The sequence below is a fragment of the Burkholderia sp. HMSC10F09 genome, assembly GCF_001806955.1.
Lineage (GTDB): Bacteria > Pseudomonadota > Gammaproteobacteria > Burkholderiales > Burkholderiaceae > Burkholderia > Burkholderia multivorans.
In genome coordinates this window covers 1-15121 of sequence record NZ_KV786628.1, presented here as the reverse complement: position 1 = coordinate 15121, position 15121 = coordinate 1, and the positions used below count along the sequence as shown (strand labels likewise).

The window sequence follows — 15121 nt, the reverse complement described above, 5'->3', positions numbered from 1 at the left end:
GATCAGCCGCGCATCATGCCTGCCGTCGAGGCGTTGTCGCCCGGCGGCTGTTCGCTAACGATGCCGTTTTTCCCTTTCGGAGCAGGTTCTGATCGGACCATGATCGAGACATTGTTGTATCGGTTGAGCGCGCAGTTTACCGGGCGTCGCGCGACACGGCGCAGGCATGCGTTCGCGCCGGTCTGCCGCTCGATACGATCGAAGCGGCCGCACGGTGTCGGCGTCGAGCGCGCGGCCAACGCCGTTCACTGCGCCTACGGCTTCATGACCACCTTGATGCAGCCGTCTAGCTTGTCGCGAAACACCTTGTACATGTCCGGCCCTTTCTCGAGCGGGACGGTATGCGTGATGACGAACGACGGATCGAACTGACCGGACCGTATGCGCTCGAGCAGATCGTCGGTCCAGCGGTTGACGTGCGTCTGTCCCATGCGGAATGTCAGTCCCTTGTTCATCGCGGCGCCGAACGGGATCTTGTCGAGCACGCCCGCATACACGCCCGGTATCGAGAGAATGCCCGCCGGGCGGCACACGTAGATCATCTCGCGCAGCACGTGCGGCCGGTCCGTTTCGAGCATCATCGCCTGCTTGACGCGGTCGTAGATCGCGTCCGCGGACCGCGTCGCATGCGACTCCATCCCGACCGCATCGATGCATTTTTCGGGGCCCTTGCCGTGCGTGAGCTCGCCGAGCCGGTCGAGCACGCTTTCCTGCTCGAAATGAATCGGAATCGCGCCGCTTCGCTTTGCCATCTCGAGCCGTTCGGCAACGCGATCGATTACCACCACTTGCCTGGCGCCCAGCAGCAGCGCGCTGCGGATCGCCATCTGGCCGACCGGACCGGCGCCCCACACGGCGACCGTGTCGGTCGGCTCGATCTCGCAATTCACCGCCGCCTGCCAGCCGGTCGGCAGAATATCGCCGAGGAACAGGACTTGTTCGTCGGTCAGGCCGTCCGGTATCCGGATGTGTGTGCGATCCGCAAACGGCACGCGCACGTATTCGGCCTGGCCGCCGGGATAGCCGCCGGTCAGGTGCGAATACCCGAACAGCCCGGCCGTCGTGTGGCCGAACACGCGATCGGCATCGCTTCGGTTGCGATTCGTGCGTTCGCAAACCGAGAAATTGCCGCGGCGACACTGATCGCATTCGCCGCAGAAAATCGTAAACGGCACGACCACGCGATCGCCGATCTTCAGCGATGCGTTGTCCTTGCCGACCTCGACGACTTCGCCCATGAACTCGTGGCCGAGAATGTCGCCGTGCTTCATTGACGGCATCAGGCCATCGAACAGGTGAAGGTCGGATCCGCAGATCGCGCATGCGGACACCTTGACGATCGCATCGCGGCCGCTTTCGATGATCGGGTCGGGAACGGTATCGCAGCGCACGTCGTGCTTGCCATGCCAGCGCAGTGCTCTCATGTTTTCTCCAATGACGGCGGAGCGGAAGCGCCGCCTCGGATGCGCACTCAGCAACGATCGTTCCCTGGGCGATGCCCGACGCATTTCAGACCGACCGCATCGACAGTTCGACGTCCGCACCGAACGGCACGGACAGATAGCCGTTGTGAGGATCGCGTACGCGCGCCAGATAGTCCGGGCAGTAGTCGGCGTTGTCCGCGACGATCAGCGCACCGGCGCGCAATCGACTTTCGACGAGATCCAGCACGTCGTTGTAGAGCGCCTTCGCGCCGTCGAGCAGCAGCAGGTCGATCGATTCCGGCAGGTCGCCGGCCAACGTCTGCAGCGCGTCGCCTTCGCGGATATTGACCAGATCGGCGACACCGCCCGCCGCCAGATGCGCGCGCGCCTTCGCGACCTTCGACGGTTCGAACTCGCTGCCGATCAGCCTGCCGCCGCCGTTGTCGCGCAGCGCCGCGGCCAGGTACAGCGTCGAGAGTCCGAACGACGTGCCGAATTCGACGATATGGCGCGCGTTCGTGCTGCGTGCAAGCTGATACAGCAGCACGCCGGTCTCGCGCGAGACCGGCAGCCACAAATCCTTGAGCTGGCCATAGAGGCTGCGATACTCGGTCTTGCTGCGCATCAGGCGTTCGCGTTCGTCCCGCGAAATGTTCAGTACGGCATGGCTGCCGTCGGCTTGGGCCTGCGCGAACAGGCTGTCGAGCAGCGGAGCGAGCGGTGCGGTGGTGAGAGTCGTCGTCATGACTGTCCTGCGTGAAAGGTTGGGGGTTGGCTCGGGGCAGAAAAACGCGAAGGATCATTCGCGTTGAGCAAAGAATATGACGAACCATTCGCATTGGAAATTCGCATTGGGATTCGCATTTGCGGCGTGACGGGTCACGCGTTGAGATCGCGAAAAATCCGCGCAATACGCCGTTTCAGCGTAGTTCGCGTGCAGCGCGCGACGTGAAGCAGAGGCGAAGGCTCAGGTTTTTGGTCAGGAAATCCGGAGCGGTGTTGCCGGCAAAACGCGATGGGGCAACGCCGAGGCGTCTGCTTGACGGACGATTGAGCAGGAAACCGATACCGCGCTAGTATGCGAACAATCATTCGCATTCGCGGACGCGCCACACCGTCCGATATCGACGCCCCGCGCGATGCACTCACGCACACGACGATCATGACCACACGCCGACGCACGCAAATCGCCTTTCGCAAGCAGCCGCAGCAAGCGCGTTCGACGGAACTCGTCGGCGCGATCCTGCAAGCGGCGGCACAGGTTCTCGCGAAGGAGGGCGCCGCACGTTTCACCACCGCGCGTGTGGCGGAGAAAGCGGGCGTCAGCGTCGGCTCTGTCTATCAGTACTTTCCGAACAAGGCGTCGATCCTGTTTCGCCTGCAGGCCGACGAATGGATGCAGACGACGCGGATGCTCGGCGACATTCTGCAGGACACGCGTACGCCGCCGTTCGATCGGCTGCGCACGCTCGTGCATGCGTTCCTGCGCTCGGAGTGCGACGAGGCGGAGGTTCGCAGCGCGCTCAACGACGCGGCGCCGCTCTATCGGGACAGTCCCGAGGCGCGCAGCGCGCGGGCCGAAGGCAACCGGATGATCGATGCGTTCATGGCCGAAGTGCTGCCGGCCGTGCCGGATGCGACGCGCACGCTGGCGACGGACCTGATTTCGACGACGCTCGGTTCGGTCGGCAGCAGTTTTTCGCGCGTGCGCCGCACGCGTGCGGAGATCCATGCCTATGCGGACGAACTCGCCGACATGCTGTGCGCCTACCTTCGCGCGCTTCGGCGCACGCACAAGCCGCGGGCTTGAGCGTCGCATGCGTCGAGCGTTCGGCCGCAGGCACGCCCCGTAGAAAGCCCCTATTGCGATCTATTGTTTCCAATCAATAATGAATGGCCGGGAAGGTTGTCAAACTGCTTCCCGAAACTATCATTGTCATTCGAGAACGCGGCAACGGAAACGGAGATCCGATATGTCCACCCTGTGCATGCAGGCGCTCGTCCGCGGTAAAACTGTCCAGGTCGTCGTACTGCCCGACGAATCGACGGCAAAGATTTACATCGTCGACGAAGATCATCGTTCGCACCGTCCGCGAACGATGAGTATCCGGCAGTACGTGGAATCGGGAATGTCCGACGAGGACATCGCCCAGCACGTCGTCGACGTCGTGTCGACGTCGATCGAGCAGCTCGAGCGGCTGCGATCTCGCTGATCGACCGAACGCAAACGGCATTGCGCCGCAAATCAGGACATCCCCCGAGCTTTCTTGTAGAACGCCCGTGCTACGCTCCGATGGAGGAGGGCCGGGGATGCCACGTATTCTTGCAATCGGGATATACAGAGTCTTCATTACCGCGATCGCGGTTCGACACGAAACCGGAGAAGTCGCGGGCTATGTCGGACGCATGCGCGTGACGACGCGTTCGGGTGTCGGCAGTGCGGTCGACGTCGCGTATCTGGATTCGATCCGGCATGCGAACGGGCAGTCGTTCGATTCGGAACTGTCCGCGTGCGACTACGTCGAGGAGCTGGCCGTCGCGCGCTACGGCGCGTGCAGTCCGGCGCCGTCGGCGAGCGTGCGGCAGTCCGAGGTCTGACGGATCGCGCGACGCGATCCATACCTGCGTCGTCGCGCGGCGGCGGTGCATGACGACCGCAACCATTCGCAATCCGTTATTGGGAAAAGCACTTAACCGCGGCCGATTGGTTAGCGGATATAGTGGATCCGATCACGGTGGTGCGCCGCTCACGAGTGCGCTGCCGCTAACGTTTGCCGATGGATGTCGTATGAAAAATATAAACGAGAAAGCTACGGGTGCCGCGTTGGGTGTGGCCGCAGGATTGCTGCTCGCAGGTGTCGGATTGAGTCTCGACCTGTTCCAGCGCGCGCTGCACGGCGCGGCCGCCGGCAACGACTTCGTCGCGTCCGGTGTCGCGATGCTCGGCATCTTCCTGTCGGTCTATTCCACACACGAATTGCGGCGAAAACGCCAGCACTGAGCGACGCGGCAGTTCAGCCGCGTGCCGCTCTATCGGCGGCGCACGTGCCGATCAGCAAGTCGTCGACGAGGATCTCGCCCGCGCGGCGGCCCGCGCGGAGCGCCGCGAGGCTGTCCGTGAACAATCGGCCGCCGTCGTCGGCGAGCCGGATCGGCGCCAGCACGCGCGACGGCGTGTCGACGGCGCGTACCTGGACGACCGCGACGAAACCGAATCGCGCGTCGTCCATCGTGTCGGCGTCCGGCGTTTCGTCGAGCCTGAACTCGCAGTCGACATCGATCGTGTAGCCGCGGTACGTGTAGGCACGGGTCATCTGTGCTCCTCGTTCGAGTGGAGGGAGGCGCCGGCGATGCGTACGCGCATCATATCGGTATGTGCCCGGATGCGGATCAGGGAAGCTACCGATGCGCACGCCGCGCCGGCCGGCGCGGCGCAAAAACGTAGCGATCTCTACACGATTGAAGCGGTCGCGACGTGCGACTATGCTGCGGCCATGAACGTTGCCCTCGATTCGTGGCTGCTGCTGATCGTCAGCCTGCCGACCTCCGGTGCGACCGCGCGGATGCGAATCTGGCGCGCGTTGAAGGCCATCGGTTGCGCCGCGCTGCGTGACGGCGCGTACCTGCTGCCGGCGCATGTGGAGCAGGCGTCGCAGCTTCGCGCGCTTGCCGACGATGCGCGCCGCGAAGGCGGACAGTCGTGGCTGCTCGACATCGTCGCCCGCGATGCCGAGCAGAATCGCGCGTTGCGTGCGCTGTTCGATCGCCGCGCGGATTTTGCCGCATGGCGCGCCGAACTCGAGAACGCGCACGACATGCTCGCGAACCTCGGCGCGGACGATCTCGCGCGCCTGAAGCGGCGCCATGCGCGCAGCTATCGCGCGATATGCGAGATCGATTTCTTTCCCGACGACGCGGCCGGCGCCGCCGATGTGCAGTGGCGACACTTTTCCGCCGCGATCGAAACCCGTCTGTCGGCCGGTGAACCGCATCCGGCGGCGGGCGCGATCGCGCGCCGCGACCGTTCGCGCCATCAGGGGCAGCATTGGGCGACGCGCCGGCGTCTGTGGGCCGACCGCGTCGCATGCGCATGGCTGATTCAGCGATTCATCGATCCGCACGCGCGCTTTCTGTGGCTGGACGATCCGGCCGACTGCCCGGCGGATGCGCTGGGCTTCGACTTCGACGGCGCGACGTTTACGCATGTCGGCGGCCTCGTGTCGTTCGAAGTGCTGCTCGCGAGCTTCGGACTCGACGACGATCGCGCGCTCAACCGCATCGCGGCGCTCGTGCATGCGCTGGACGTCGGCGGGACGACCGCGCCGGAAGCGGGCGGCTTCGAGGCGATTCTCGCCGGCGCGCGCATGCGGCTGCCCGACGACGACGCGCTGCTGCGCGAAATGAGTACGGTGCTCGACTCGCTGTATGCGCACCATGCGCACGGCACGCGCGCTTCATCGACATGACGGGCAGGCTTCCATGAACAGGTTTCCGAAAATCGACGCGTGCGACGCGCCGCCGGCTCCGGCCCCCCATGACCGCCCGGCGTACACGCTGGCGCAGATGATCGGCTATTTCGTGCGGCTCGGCACGTTCGGTTTCGGCGGCCCGGTCGCGCTCGTCGGTTACATGCGGCGCGACCTCGTCGACACGCGGCAATGGCTCGCGGAAGCCGACTACAAGGAAGGGCTGGCGCTTGCGCAACTGGCGCCGGGGCCGCTCGCCGCGCAGCTCGCGATCTACCTCGGCTATGTGCATTACCGCATTCTCGGCGCGACGCTCGTCGGCCTCGCGTTCGTGCTGCCGTCGTTCCTGATGGTCGTCGCGCTCGGCTGGGCGTACGCGACGTTCGGCGGCATTGCGTGGATGCATGCCGTGTTCTACGGCGTCGGCGCGGCTGTCGTCGGGATCATCGCGGTCAGTGCGCGCAAGCTCGCGGCCAAATGCGTCGGCCGCGACGTGCTGCTCTGGGCGATCTATCTGATCACGGCCGCGGTGACGGTCGTGACCGAATCGGAGGCGGCATGGCTGTTCGTCGCGGCGGGCGTCGTCGTGTGGCTGCGGCGCGCGCCGCCGCGGTGGTTCCGCGACCGCTCCGCGGGCATCGTGTCGGCCGCCGTGCTACCGGGCGCCGCCGGCGCGACCGCGATGGTCGGCTGGCCGCTGCTGATGCAGCTGGGCGCGTTCTTCGCGAAAGCAGGGGCGTTCGTGTTCGGTTCCGGGCTCGCGATCGTCCCGTTTCTGTATGGCGGTGTCGTGACCGACCATCACTGGCTCAGCGAGCGGCAATTCGTCGACGCGGTCGCCGTCGCGATGATCACGCCGGGGCCCGTCGTGATCACGGTCGGCTTCATCGGCTATCTCGTCGCGGGACTGCCGGGCGCCTGTGTCGCGGCGGCCGCCACATTCCTGCCGTGCTACCTGTTCACGATCCTGCCCGCGCCTTACTTCAAGAAGTACGGGAAGCTGCCGTCGATCCTCGCGTTCGTCGACGGCGTGACGGCCGCGGCGGTCGGTGCGATTACGGGCGCGGTGATCGTGCTTGCGCGCCGGTCGATCTACGATGTGCCGACCGTACTGCTTGCGCTCGCGACGGTTGCGCTGCTGGTCGGCTTCCGCAAGCTGCCCGAGCCGGCGATCGTTGCGGGCGCAGCGGTCGTCGGACTTGTCGTCTATCCGCTGCTTCACCCGTGAAAGCAGAAGGCCCGCGGCATGCGGGCCTTCGAGCGTTCAGCAATTGCCTTTCTTTGCCTGTCCCGGCGGACAGAAACCGTTCCCCGGGCCGCCTTGCGGCGCAACGACAACGGGCGGCCCCGGCACATATGCGACGCAGCCGGCGAGCAGGCCTGCCACGGTCGCTGCGGCAAGCAGCGCGATGATCTGTTTTTTCACTTCGTTCTCCGGTTAGGATCGGAAGGGCCGCGCGGCCCTTCCGACAATGAGGCAGAGTCGTCAGAAAGAAAAGTTGACGTTCGATGGATTCGTCGTCGCATCGACGTTCGCCGACTGCGTCGCGCCGGACTCCGCGTCCGCTTCGATCGTATATCGCGCGGCGGCGGTCGGTGCGGCGGCAAGCGCGACCGGCAGCGAACCCGTGTAGGTGCCGACGACGGGCGCCGCGGTCGGCACCGACAGTGAGTACGCGCCGGTATCCTGGTTTGCGTTGATCGACGTGATTTCGTATGCGTTCGCATCGATCGTCTGGAGCGCACGCACGAACGCGTTGGCGCTCGGCGTGGCCGTTCCGCTGACGGCGCCCATCGTCGACGTCTTCCGCGACTTCGAGCAGGCGGCGCATCGATTCCGACGCAGCGTCGTAGAAGATCTGGCCGGCTTCGGTCGGAACGACGTTGCGGGTCGAGCGCATCGGCAACTGCACGTCGAGCAGGCGTTCGAGATCGCTGATCCGTTTGCTGATCACCGATTTCGACAGGTCGAGCCGGCGCGGGCCTCCGTGATGCTTGCTGTTCGACCGCGAGCAGAAACGCGTGGATGTCGTCGTTGTTCGTCGGAATGCTCGTCGTGCTCACGCTGAAGGAACCGCATCGTGCCGAATCCGTGCGGCCGTGTCGTCGCCGGTCCAGCCGCGACGGCATGCGACGCGCGCGACCGATGCGCTACGCGTCGCCCGCCTCCCAGCCGAGCCCGAGACTTTTCTGCACCGACACGTAGTCCTTGATCAGCTCCGCCTGCGCCGCGATCACGTTCTGCTGCGCCGCGAGCGATTCGCGCTGCGTATCGAGCAGATCGATCATCGACGCGACGCCCGCGCGATAGCGCTCGGTCATCAGCGTCGCCGAATGCGTGGCCGATGCCTGCACCTTGGTCAGTGCGACGACATGGTCGCGCTGGTGCCCGTAGCGCTGCAGCGCGGTATTCGCGTCCTGCAGCGCGCCGAGCACGGCCTTCCGATAGTTTGCATCGGCTTCGTCGCGCGCCGCTTCGGCCGCACGCACGGCGCCGCGCGTGCGGCCGAAATCGAGAATGTTCCACTGCAGATACGGCGCGCCGATCCACGACGCATTCTGCTTGCGGAACAGATGGGCGGGATCGGTCGCGCTGAAGCCGAGATCGCCGAGCAGCGTCACCTTGGGAAAGTAGTCGGCGACATGCTCGCCGATCTGCGCGTTGCTCGACGCGAGCCGCCGCTCGGCCGCGCGAATGTCCGGGCGGCGCTTGAGCAGCGCGGCCGGATCGCCGACCGGCACCGACGCGGGCAGCGTCGGCAACGATGCTGCCTCGGTCGACAGCTCGGCATCGAGTGCGCCCGGCTCACGGCCGGTCAGGATCGCGAGGCGGTCGAGCGATTCGGTGACCTGCGCATCGAGCGGAATCAGCGACGCGCGTGTGTTCTCGACCTGCGTGGTGAGCCGCTCGATTTCTGCGTCGGCCGCGACACCGCGCGCACGGCGCTGCTGCGTGAGCTGGAGCATCTGCTGCTGCAGTTCGGCGGTGCGGCGCGACAGCGCGAGACGCTGCTGGCGGTCGCGCAGATCGACGTACGCGGTTGCGACTTCGGCCGCGATCGACACCTGCGTGTCGGCCAGATCCGCGTCGACCGCGTCGGCCTGCGCGGACGCCGCCTCGATCGCGCGCCGCGTGCCGCCGAACAGATCGATTTCCCAGGTCGCGTCGAAGCCGGCCGAATAGAGCTGCAGCGGGCCCGTGCCGAGCGTCGCCGGTGCGCTGCCCGACTGGCCCGATCCGTTCGACGGCAACAGCGCGCCGACTGTACTGACGTCGGGCTCGCGCATGCGGATCGCCGCGACCGTGGCGGACGCCTTCGGCAGTTCGGCCGCGCGCTGCTGCGCGAGCTGCGCGCGCGCGGCGCGCAATCTCGCCTGTGCGGCATGCAGATCCGGATTGTGCGCGAGCGCGGCGGCGATCAGCGCGTCGAGCCGACGATCGTGCAGCGCATGCCACCATGCGCTCGGCACGGGCGTGCCCGCGTCGATGCCGGTTGCCGGCGCGCGGACGAAGGTCGGCGTGTCGGGCGCGGCGGGCGCACCGCGGTAGTCGGGGCCGACCGTGCAGCCGGCCAGCAGGCACGCGGCCGCACACAGCGCGAGCGCAGGGCGGCGGGGCGGGAAGAGAGGCTTCATCGCGGGTTCAGTGGCCGGACGACATCGGCTGCGGCGTGCGCGGCGTCTTCAGCAGCAGCGCGAGCGGCACGCAGGCGAGCAGCGCGAGTCCCAGCAGGTAGAAGGTTTCGGAATAGGTCATCACGACGGCCTGTATCTGGATCTGCTGCGCGAGTTGGCCGAGCGCGCGCATTTTCGAATAGGCGAGGTCGCCGGTCTGCGCGAACCAGTTCGCTGCGTACGCCGACAATCGCTCCTGCCCGATCGACGCGTTGGCGGTGATCGACTCGCGCAGCGCGGCCGTATGGAACGTCGTGCGCCGGTCGATCACGGTGCCGATGATCGCGAGCCCGATCGAGCCGCCGAGATTGCGCGCCATGTTGTAGAGGCCCGCCGCGTCGCCCGAGTCCTCGCGCGCGACGGCCGCCATCGACGCCTGGTTCAGCGGCATCATCGCGAGCATCTGCGCGACGCCGCGAATCAGCTGCGACCAGACGAAATCGTGGCCGACGCTCTGCGCGGTCAGATCGATGTCGAGCATGCAGCTCAGACAGAACAGCAGCAGCCCGGAGATTACGAGGATGCGGAAGTCGACCTTGCCGAGCAGCCGCGGCAGGATCGGCATCACGAGAAAGGCGGGCAGCCCCGACAGCAGCATGATCGAGCCGGCCTGTTCCGCGTTGTAGCCGGCGACGATCGCAAGGAACTGCGGTAGCAGATACGAGACGCCGTACAGCCCCGCGCCGACCGCCGACACGATCACGATCACGCTCGCGTAGCGCGGATTGCGCATCAGCGACAGCCGCATGATCGGCCGCTTCGCGAAACGCTGCGACAGCGCGATCAGGATCATCCCCGCGAGCGACACGTAGCTCAGCGTGACGATCATCTGCGATTCGAACCAGCGTTCGCGCTGGCCTTCCTCGAGCACGACCGTCAGCGAGCTCAACCCGATCGCGAGGCCCGCGATGCCGAGCCAGTCCGCGTTGAAGAACGTGCTCCACTGAGGCCGGTCCGACGGCAGCCCGAATACGAGCAGCGCCATCAGCAGCAGGCATACCGGCAGATTCAGAAAGAAGCACCAGCTCCAGCTCACGTTCTCCGCGAGCCAGCCTCCGAGCACGGGGCCGAACAGCGGGCCGAGCAGCACGATCAGGCCGAACAGCGTCATCCCGACCGGCAGTTGCGACAGCGGCAGCCGCGTGCGGATGATCGTCTGCGCCGTCGGGATCAACGCGCCGCCGGTGAAGCCCTGGCCGATCCGGCCGACGATCATCATCGCGAGCGAATGCGACCAGCCGCACATCATCGAGAACGCGATGAACAGCGCGGAATTCACGAGCAGGAAGTTACGCAGCCCGAATACGCGCGTGAGCCACGCGGCGAGCGGGATCATCACGATCTCGGACATCAGGTAGCCGGTCGAGATCCACGTGCCCTCGGTGCCCGTCGCGCCGATTTCGCCCTGGATCTGCGGCAGCGCGGAGTTCGTGATCGAGATGTCGAGCGTCGCCATCAACGCACCGAGCGCGCCGGCCGCGACGGCGATCCAGTCGGTCACGCTCGCGCGGCCTTCATGCGGCGGCGCGGGCGGCACGGTGGCAGTCGGCTCAGCCATGACGGTTCTCGTTGCGCGCCGAGCGCGTGTCGACGTCGACCGTCACCGATAGCCCCGGCAGCAGCATGTGCCGCGCGCGCTCGTCCGGTGCGATGCGGATGCGCACCGGCACGCGCTGCACGATCTTCGTGAAGTTGCCGGTCGCGTTCTCCGGCGGCAGCAGCGCGAACTGCGCGCCGGTGCCCGGCGCGAAGCTGTCGACGACGCCCGACAGCGTATCGTCCGGCAGCGCATCGACGTGCAGTTCGACCGGCTGGCCGACACGCATGCGGCCGATCTGCGTTTCCTTGAAGTTCGCGACGAGGTAGATCGCATCGACCGGCACGACCGTCAGCAGCCGCGTGCCGGGCTGCACGTACTGGCCGACGCGTACCGTACGGTCGCCGACGCGCCCGTCGAGCGTTGCGCGCACGGTCGTGTTGTCGAGGTCGAGCCGCGACTGCGCGGCGCTCGCCTGCGCGGCCTCGAGCTGCGCGCGCGCCTGCTGCAGCTGCGCGCCGAACGACGCGATCTGCGTGCGCGCGGCGGCGATCGCGGCGTCGTTGGCGGCGAGCGTCGCGAGCGCCTGGTCGCGCGTGCTCTTCAGTTCGGCGACGCGCTCGCGCGTTTCCGCACCGGTCGCCGCGAGCGGCGCATAGCGCGCGTATTCGTCGCTCGCATGCCGTGCGTTGATCTGCGAGACCTTCGCCTGCGCTTGCGCCTGTTCGAGATTCGCGCGCTGCTGGCTGATCTCGGCCTCGGCGCGCGCGATGTCGGCGCGGCGCGCATCGACGGTTGCGTTCGCCTGATCGAGCGCGACCTGGTAAGGGCGGACGTCGAGCCGCACGAGCGGATCGCCGGCCTTCACCGGCTGGTTGTCGCGCACGTATACGTCGGTCACGTAGCCGGCGACTTTCGGTGCGGCGGTCATGCTGTCCGCCTGCAGATAGGCGTCGTTCGTGCTTTCGATGAAGCGGCCGACGGTCCACCAGCGGGCGAACCATACGGCGCCGCCGATTGCCGCGAGCACGGCGATCGCGAGCAGGATGCGCCGCTTCGAGACGCCGTTGCGCGGCGTTGTTCCGTTTTCCTGACGATCTGCTTTCTGTGGCGGGTCTTGCGGCGTCGACATGTAGGATCCAATTTATTCCGAGCGGAAGAATTATTCCAGTTGATAAAAATGTGTCAAGTAGAATGTCGTTCGATCGAGTGACGAGGAAGGCATGAGCGAAGCGAAGAAGCTGCGGCGTACGTCGACCGGCGGGTATGCGCGCGGCGACGAAACGCGTCAGCGGATCATCGAGGCAGCGATCGAACTGTTCGGCGAGCGCGGATTCGCGGGCGCATCGACGCGGGACATCGCCGCGAAGGCCGGCGTGAACGCGCCCGCGCTGCAGTACTACTTCGAGAACAAGGAAGGCGTGTACCGCGCGTGCGTGGAATCGATCGCCGAACTCGGCTGGGCGGTGTTCGGGCCCGCCGTCGCGCAGGCGCGCGCGGCGCTCGACGCCGATGCGGACGCCGACACGCTGATCGACGCGTTCGTCGACATCCTGACCGTGCTGGCGCAACGGATGTTCACGGTGCCCAAGACGCTGAACCAGCGGATGTTCTTCGCGCGCGAACAAAGCGGTCAGGAGCCGGCGAGCGCGAGCGAGATCTTGCTGAAGCGCATGCGCAAGCCGCTGCACGACGTGACGACCGAACTGATCGCGCGGATTTCGGGACGGCCCGTCGACGATCCCGTGACGCGCCTGCGCGCACTGAGCCTGTTCGGCCAGCTGACGGTGTTCCATGTCGCGCAGCGCTCGGCGCTGCAACTGCTTGGGTGGGAGTCGTTCGATGCGCCGCGTGCGGCGCTGCTCGGCGAGACGGTGGCCGACCAGACGCGTTTGCTGCTGCAGCAGTGGCATGCGCAGCGCGGCGCGAACGACCGGCGTACGCGCACGCCGGCGAAGCGTACGGGAAAGCATGACGCCGCCGCGCCGGCCGCAGCCGACGCGCCACGTGCCCCGACGCGTGCGCGGCGCGCGAAGAAGCCTGACGCGACGTAACGCGCGCTGCGCCGGCGCGCGGCCGGCGCACTAGCGGGCCGCGCTATTGCGCCGGCTTCGGCGCCGACGTCGACGAATCGACCGGCGGCTGTCCGGTCGCGCCGTCGGGCGCGGCGCGTTCGCCGCCGCCGTTTTCATCGCTGCGTTGCCGATCGACGCCGCCATCGCCATCGCCTTCATCTTCACGCCGCGAGCCTGCTGCATACGCGACGAGGCTGCGCTGCGGATCGGCAATGCGGATCCCGCGTTCGCGGAACAGCTGCGCGATGCGGCGGTTGAATTCGCGCTGCACGCCCCAGCGCGCGGAATCTCGGCACTGCATCTGCCCGGCCAGCGCGATCGCCGCACCGTCGACCTGATCGACGCCCCAGTAGCTGAAGTCCGACAGAATGCCGTCGCGATACTGCGGATCGTCGCGCAGCGCGGCGCCGATTTCCTTCAGCGTCGCGACCGCGCGGTCGATGTCCTCGCCGTACGCGATGCTGACCTTGACGGCCGCGTTGCCGAGCCCGCGATTCGTGTTGTTCACCGTCGTGACCGAGCTGAACGGAATCGTATAGAGCGACCCGTCGCCGCCGCGCAGCCGCACCGTGCGAATCGACAGGTATTCGACCGTGCCTGACACGCCGGCGAGCGTCACCCAGTCGCCGACCTGCATCGCGTTCTCCATCAGCAGAAAGATGCCGGTGATGAAGTCCTGCACGAGCTTTTGCGAGCCGAAGCCGAGCGCGACGCCGAAGATGCTCGCGCCGGCGAGCAGCGGCCCGACGTTGACGCCGATCTCGCTGAGGCCCGTCAGCACGACGACGAGCGCGATCATCACGAACAGCAGCGTGCGCAGCATGGGCAGCAGCGTGCGCAGCCGCGCGGCGCGCACGAGGTTGCCCTCTCGCGTCCAGCGCTGCAGCCGCCGCTCGATCGCGATGTTCGCCGCCTCCCAGATGACGAGCGCGACCGCGGCCGCGATCGCGATCGTCGCGAGCGCCGACGCGAGCCGATGGCCGATCGTGCCGCTCTCGAACGCGCGGAATACCGGCACGCCCCACACTTGCAGCAGCAGCGCAACCGTCACGATGGCGATGACGGCCGACACAATGCGGCGCAGCAGCGGGTAGTAGCGGTACGCATGCAGATGGACGAGCGTGCGATCGTCGTCGCGTTCGTGGAACAGCCGCGCGAGCGCGCCGAACACGACGATCGACACCATCCGCATGCCGATCAGCACCGCGATCGAGCGGCCGCCGAGCGCGATCAGCACGCGATAGCCGTTATGGACGTCGAGCGCCCACACGAACCACAGCGCCATCACGATGAATACCGCGACGGGCGCCCACGCGTCGGCGAGCGCATTGCAGACGGCCGCGAGCGTCGGCCGGTCGCTCGCGATCGCGCGGATGCGCGCCGCAACGGGGCGACGGCACTGCAGGATCAGCACCGAGATCATCACGTGCGCGACGAGCGCGACCGCCTTCTGCAGCGCGACGTGACCGGCTTCGGTGAGGCCGAGGTTCGCGGCGATCTCGACCGCGGCCGTGCAGGCGCCGACGACGATCACGATCCGTGCGATCGAGCGCTGCGCGAAGGCGGCCCACGCGTCGCTGATGTGCAGCAGCCGCAGCTGATGCGCGTCGGGCTGGAAGAACAGGCGGCTCACGATCGTCACGAGCCGGCCGATCGCGTAGATATCGATCAGCGCGCCGAGCGCGGCCTCGACCGGCGTGCCGTCGTCGGTGACGAACGACATCATCAGCCCGGCGATGCCGACGAACACGAGCAGCGGCACCGAGCGCAGCAAGAGACTTACGATCGCGCGCGGCATCCGGTGCAGCAGCGTGGTGTGACGGCGCGCGTGGCCGCGCCCGCGTGACGACGACGGTGCGGCGTCCGCTGCATCGGGTGGCGGCGTGTCGCGCGGCGGCGCTGCGTCGTCGGCGCGCGCATCGTCGTCCGACGCAGTCTCGCGCG

At 67.1% G+C, this 15121-nt stretch carries 15 protein-coding genes and 1 pseudogene; 7 read left to right on the top strand and 9 right to left on the bottom strand.

Annotation, left to right across the window (positions count from 1 at the left end; translation table 11 throughout):
* Window positions 1-2 precede the first annotated feature (2 nt).
* From HMPREF3115_RS28825 to HMPREF3115_RS08485, 3 genes are all read right to left on the bottom strand, one after another.
* Window positions 3-239, bottom strand: a complete 237-nt coding sequence (locus tag HMPREF3115_RS28825; RefSeq protein ID WP_083302170.1) for a hypothetical protein — start codon at window positions 237-239, stop codon at window positions 3-5.
* A 15-nt stretch (window positions 240-254) separates the two neighbouring features.
* Complete coding sequence (locus HMPREF3115_RS08490; protein WP_006404093.1) at window positions 255-1424, bottom strand: zinc-dependent alcohol dehydrogenase; 1170 nt, start codon at window positions 1422-1424, stop codon at window positions 255-257.
* An 85-nt stretch (window positions 1425-1509) separates the two neighbouring features.
* Entirely contained in the window at window positions 1510-2169 is a 660-nt protein-coding gene (locus HMPREF3115_RS08485) for an O-methyltransferase (RefSeq protein WP_070554084.1), read from the bottom strand.
* A 333-nt stretch (window positions 2170-2502) separates the two neighbouring features.
* Between HMPREF3115_RS08485 and HMPREF3115_RS08480 the strand changes: the two genes are divergently transcribed.
* The 4 genes from HMPREF3115_RS08480 to HMPREF3115_RS08465 all read left to right on the top strand — a co-directional run bounded on the left by HMPREF3115_RS08480 (window position 2503) and on the right by HMPREF3115_RS08465 (window position 4425).
* On the top strand, window positions 2503-3234 hold the full coding sequence (locus tag HMPREF3115_RS08480) for a TetR/AcrR family transcriptional regulator (protein WP_083302169.1): 732 nt from the start codon (window positions 2503-2505) through the stop codon (window positions 3232-3234).
* Between the two features lie 163 nt (window positions 3235-3397).
* Window positions 3398-3637 (top strand): hypothetical protein, encoded by a 240-nt coding sequence (locus tag HMPREF3115_RS08475; RefSeq protein WP_006404087.1) that lies wholly within the window; start codon window positions 3398-3400, stop codon window positions 3635-3637.
* A 199-nt stretch (window positions 3638-3836) separates the two neighbouring features.
* On the top strand, window positions 3837-4022 hold the full coding sequence (locus tag HMPREF3115_RS32295) for a hypothetical protein (RefSeq protein ID WP_227747551.1): 186 nt from the start codon (window positions 3837-3839) through the stop codon (window positions 4020-4022).
* Between the two features lie 190 nt (window positions 4023-4212).
* Window positions 4213-4425 (top strand): hypothetical protein, encoded by a 213-nt coding sequence (locus HMPREF3115_RS08465; RefSeq protein ID WP_070554082.1) that lies wholly within the window; start codon window positions 4213-4215, stop codon window positions 4423-4425.
* A 13-nt stretch (window positions 4426-4438) separates the two neighbouring features.
* Here HMPREF3115_RS08465 and HMPREF3115_RS08460 read toward each other — a convergent pair whose 3' ends face one another.
* Window positions 4439-4738, bottom strand: a complete 300-nt coding sequence (locus tag HMPREF3115_RS08460) for a hypothetical protein (protein WP_035946240.1) — start codon at window positions 4736-4738, stop codon at window positions 4439-4441.
* Between the two features lie 180 nt (window positions 4739-4918).
* On the opposite strand from HMPREF3115_RS08460, the gene HMPREF3115_RS08455 reads away from it, so the two are divergent.
* Both HMPREF3115_RS08455 and HMPREF3115_RS08450 read left to right on the top strand, forming a co-directional pair.
* Entirely contained in the window at window positions 4919-5890 is a 972-nt protein-coding gene (locus HMPREF3115_RS08455; protein ID WP_070554135.1) for a chromate resistance protein ChrB domain-containing protein, read from the top strand.
* Between the two features lie 13 nt (window positions 5891-5903).
* On the top strand, window positions 5904-7118 hold the full coding sequence (locus HMPREF3115_RS08450; RefSeq protein ID WP_070554081.1) for a chromate transporter: 1215 nt from the start codon (window positions 5904-5906) through the stop codon (window positions 7116-7118).
* 258 nt (window positions 7119-7376) lie between these two features.
* Here the strand turns inward: HMPREF3115_RS08450 and HMPREF3115_RS08445 are convergent.
* The 4 genes and pseudogenes from HMPREF3115_RS08445 to HMPREF3115_RS08430 all read right to left on the bottom strand — a co-directional run.
* Window positions 7377-7691 (bottom strand): annotated as a pseudogene (locus HMPREF3115_RS08445) (hypothetical protein); the annotation flags it as partial.
* A 350-nt stretch (window positions 7692-8041) separates the two neighbouring features.
* The gene (locus HMPREF3115_RS08440) at window positions 8042-9526 is read right to left on the bottom strand and encodes an efflux transporter outer membrane subunit (RefSeq protein ID WP_070554076.1); all 1485 of its coding nucleotides are present in this window, start codon (window positions 9524-9526) and stop codon (window positions 8042-8044) included.
* Window positions 9527-9533: 7 nt separating this feature from the next.
* A complete protein-coding gene (locus tag HMPREF3115_RS08435) occupies window positions 9534-11123 on the bottom strand; it encodes an MDR family MFS transporter (protein ID WP_006404073.1) in 1590 nt (529 codons plus the stop codon).
* Entirely contained in the window at window positions 11116-12234 is a 1119-nt protein-coding gene (locus tag HMPREF3115_RS08430) for an HlyD family secretion protein (RefSeq protein ID WP_053298820.1), read from the bottom strand. Before HMPREF3115_RS08430 ends, HMPREF3115_RS08435 begins: the two co-directional genes overlap by 8 nt.
* Window positions 12235-12325: 91 nt before the next feature.
* Between HMPREF3115_RS08430 and HMPREF3115_RS08425 the strand changes: the two genes are divergently transcribed.
* Window positions 12326-13156, top strand: a complete 831-nt coding sequence (locus HMPREF3115_RS08425) for a CerR family C-terminal domain-containing protein (protein WP_006404071.1) — start codon at window positions 12326-12328, stop codon at window positions 13154-13156.
* A 43-nt stretch (window positions 13157-13199) separates the two neighbouring features.
* On the opposite strand, the gene HMPREF3115_RS08420 is transcribed toward HMPREF3115_RS08425, so the two are convergent.
* On the bottom strand, window positions 13200-15121 hold a 1922-nt coding region (locus tag HMPREF3115_RS08420), incomplete at its 5' end, for a mechanosensitive ion channel domain-containing protein (protein ID WP_070554075.1).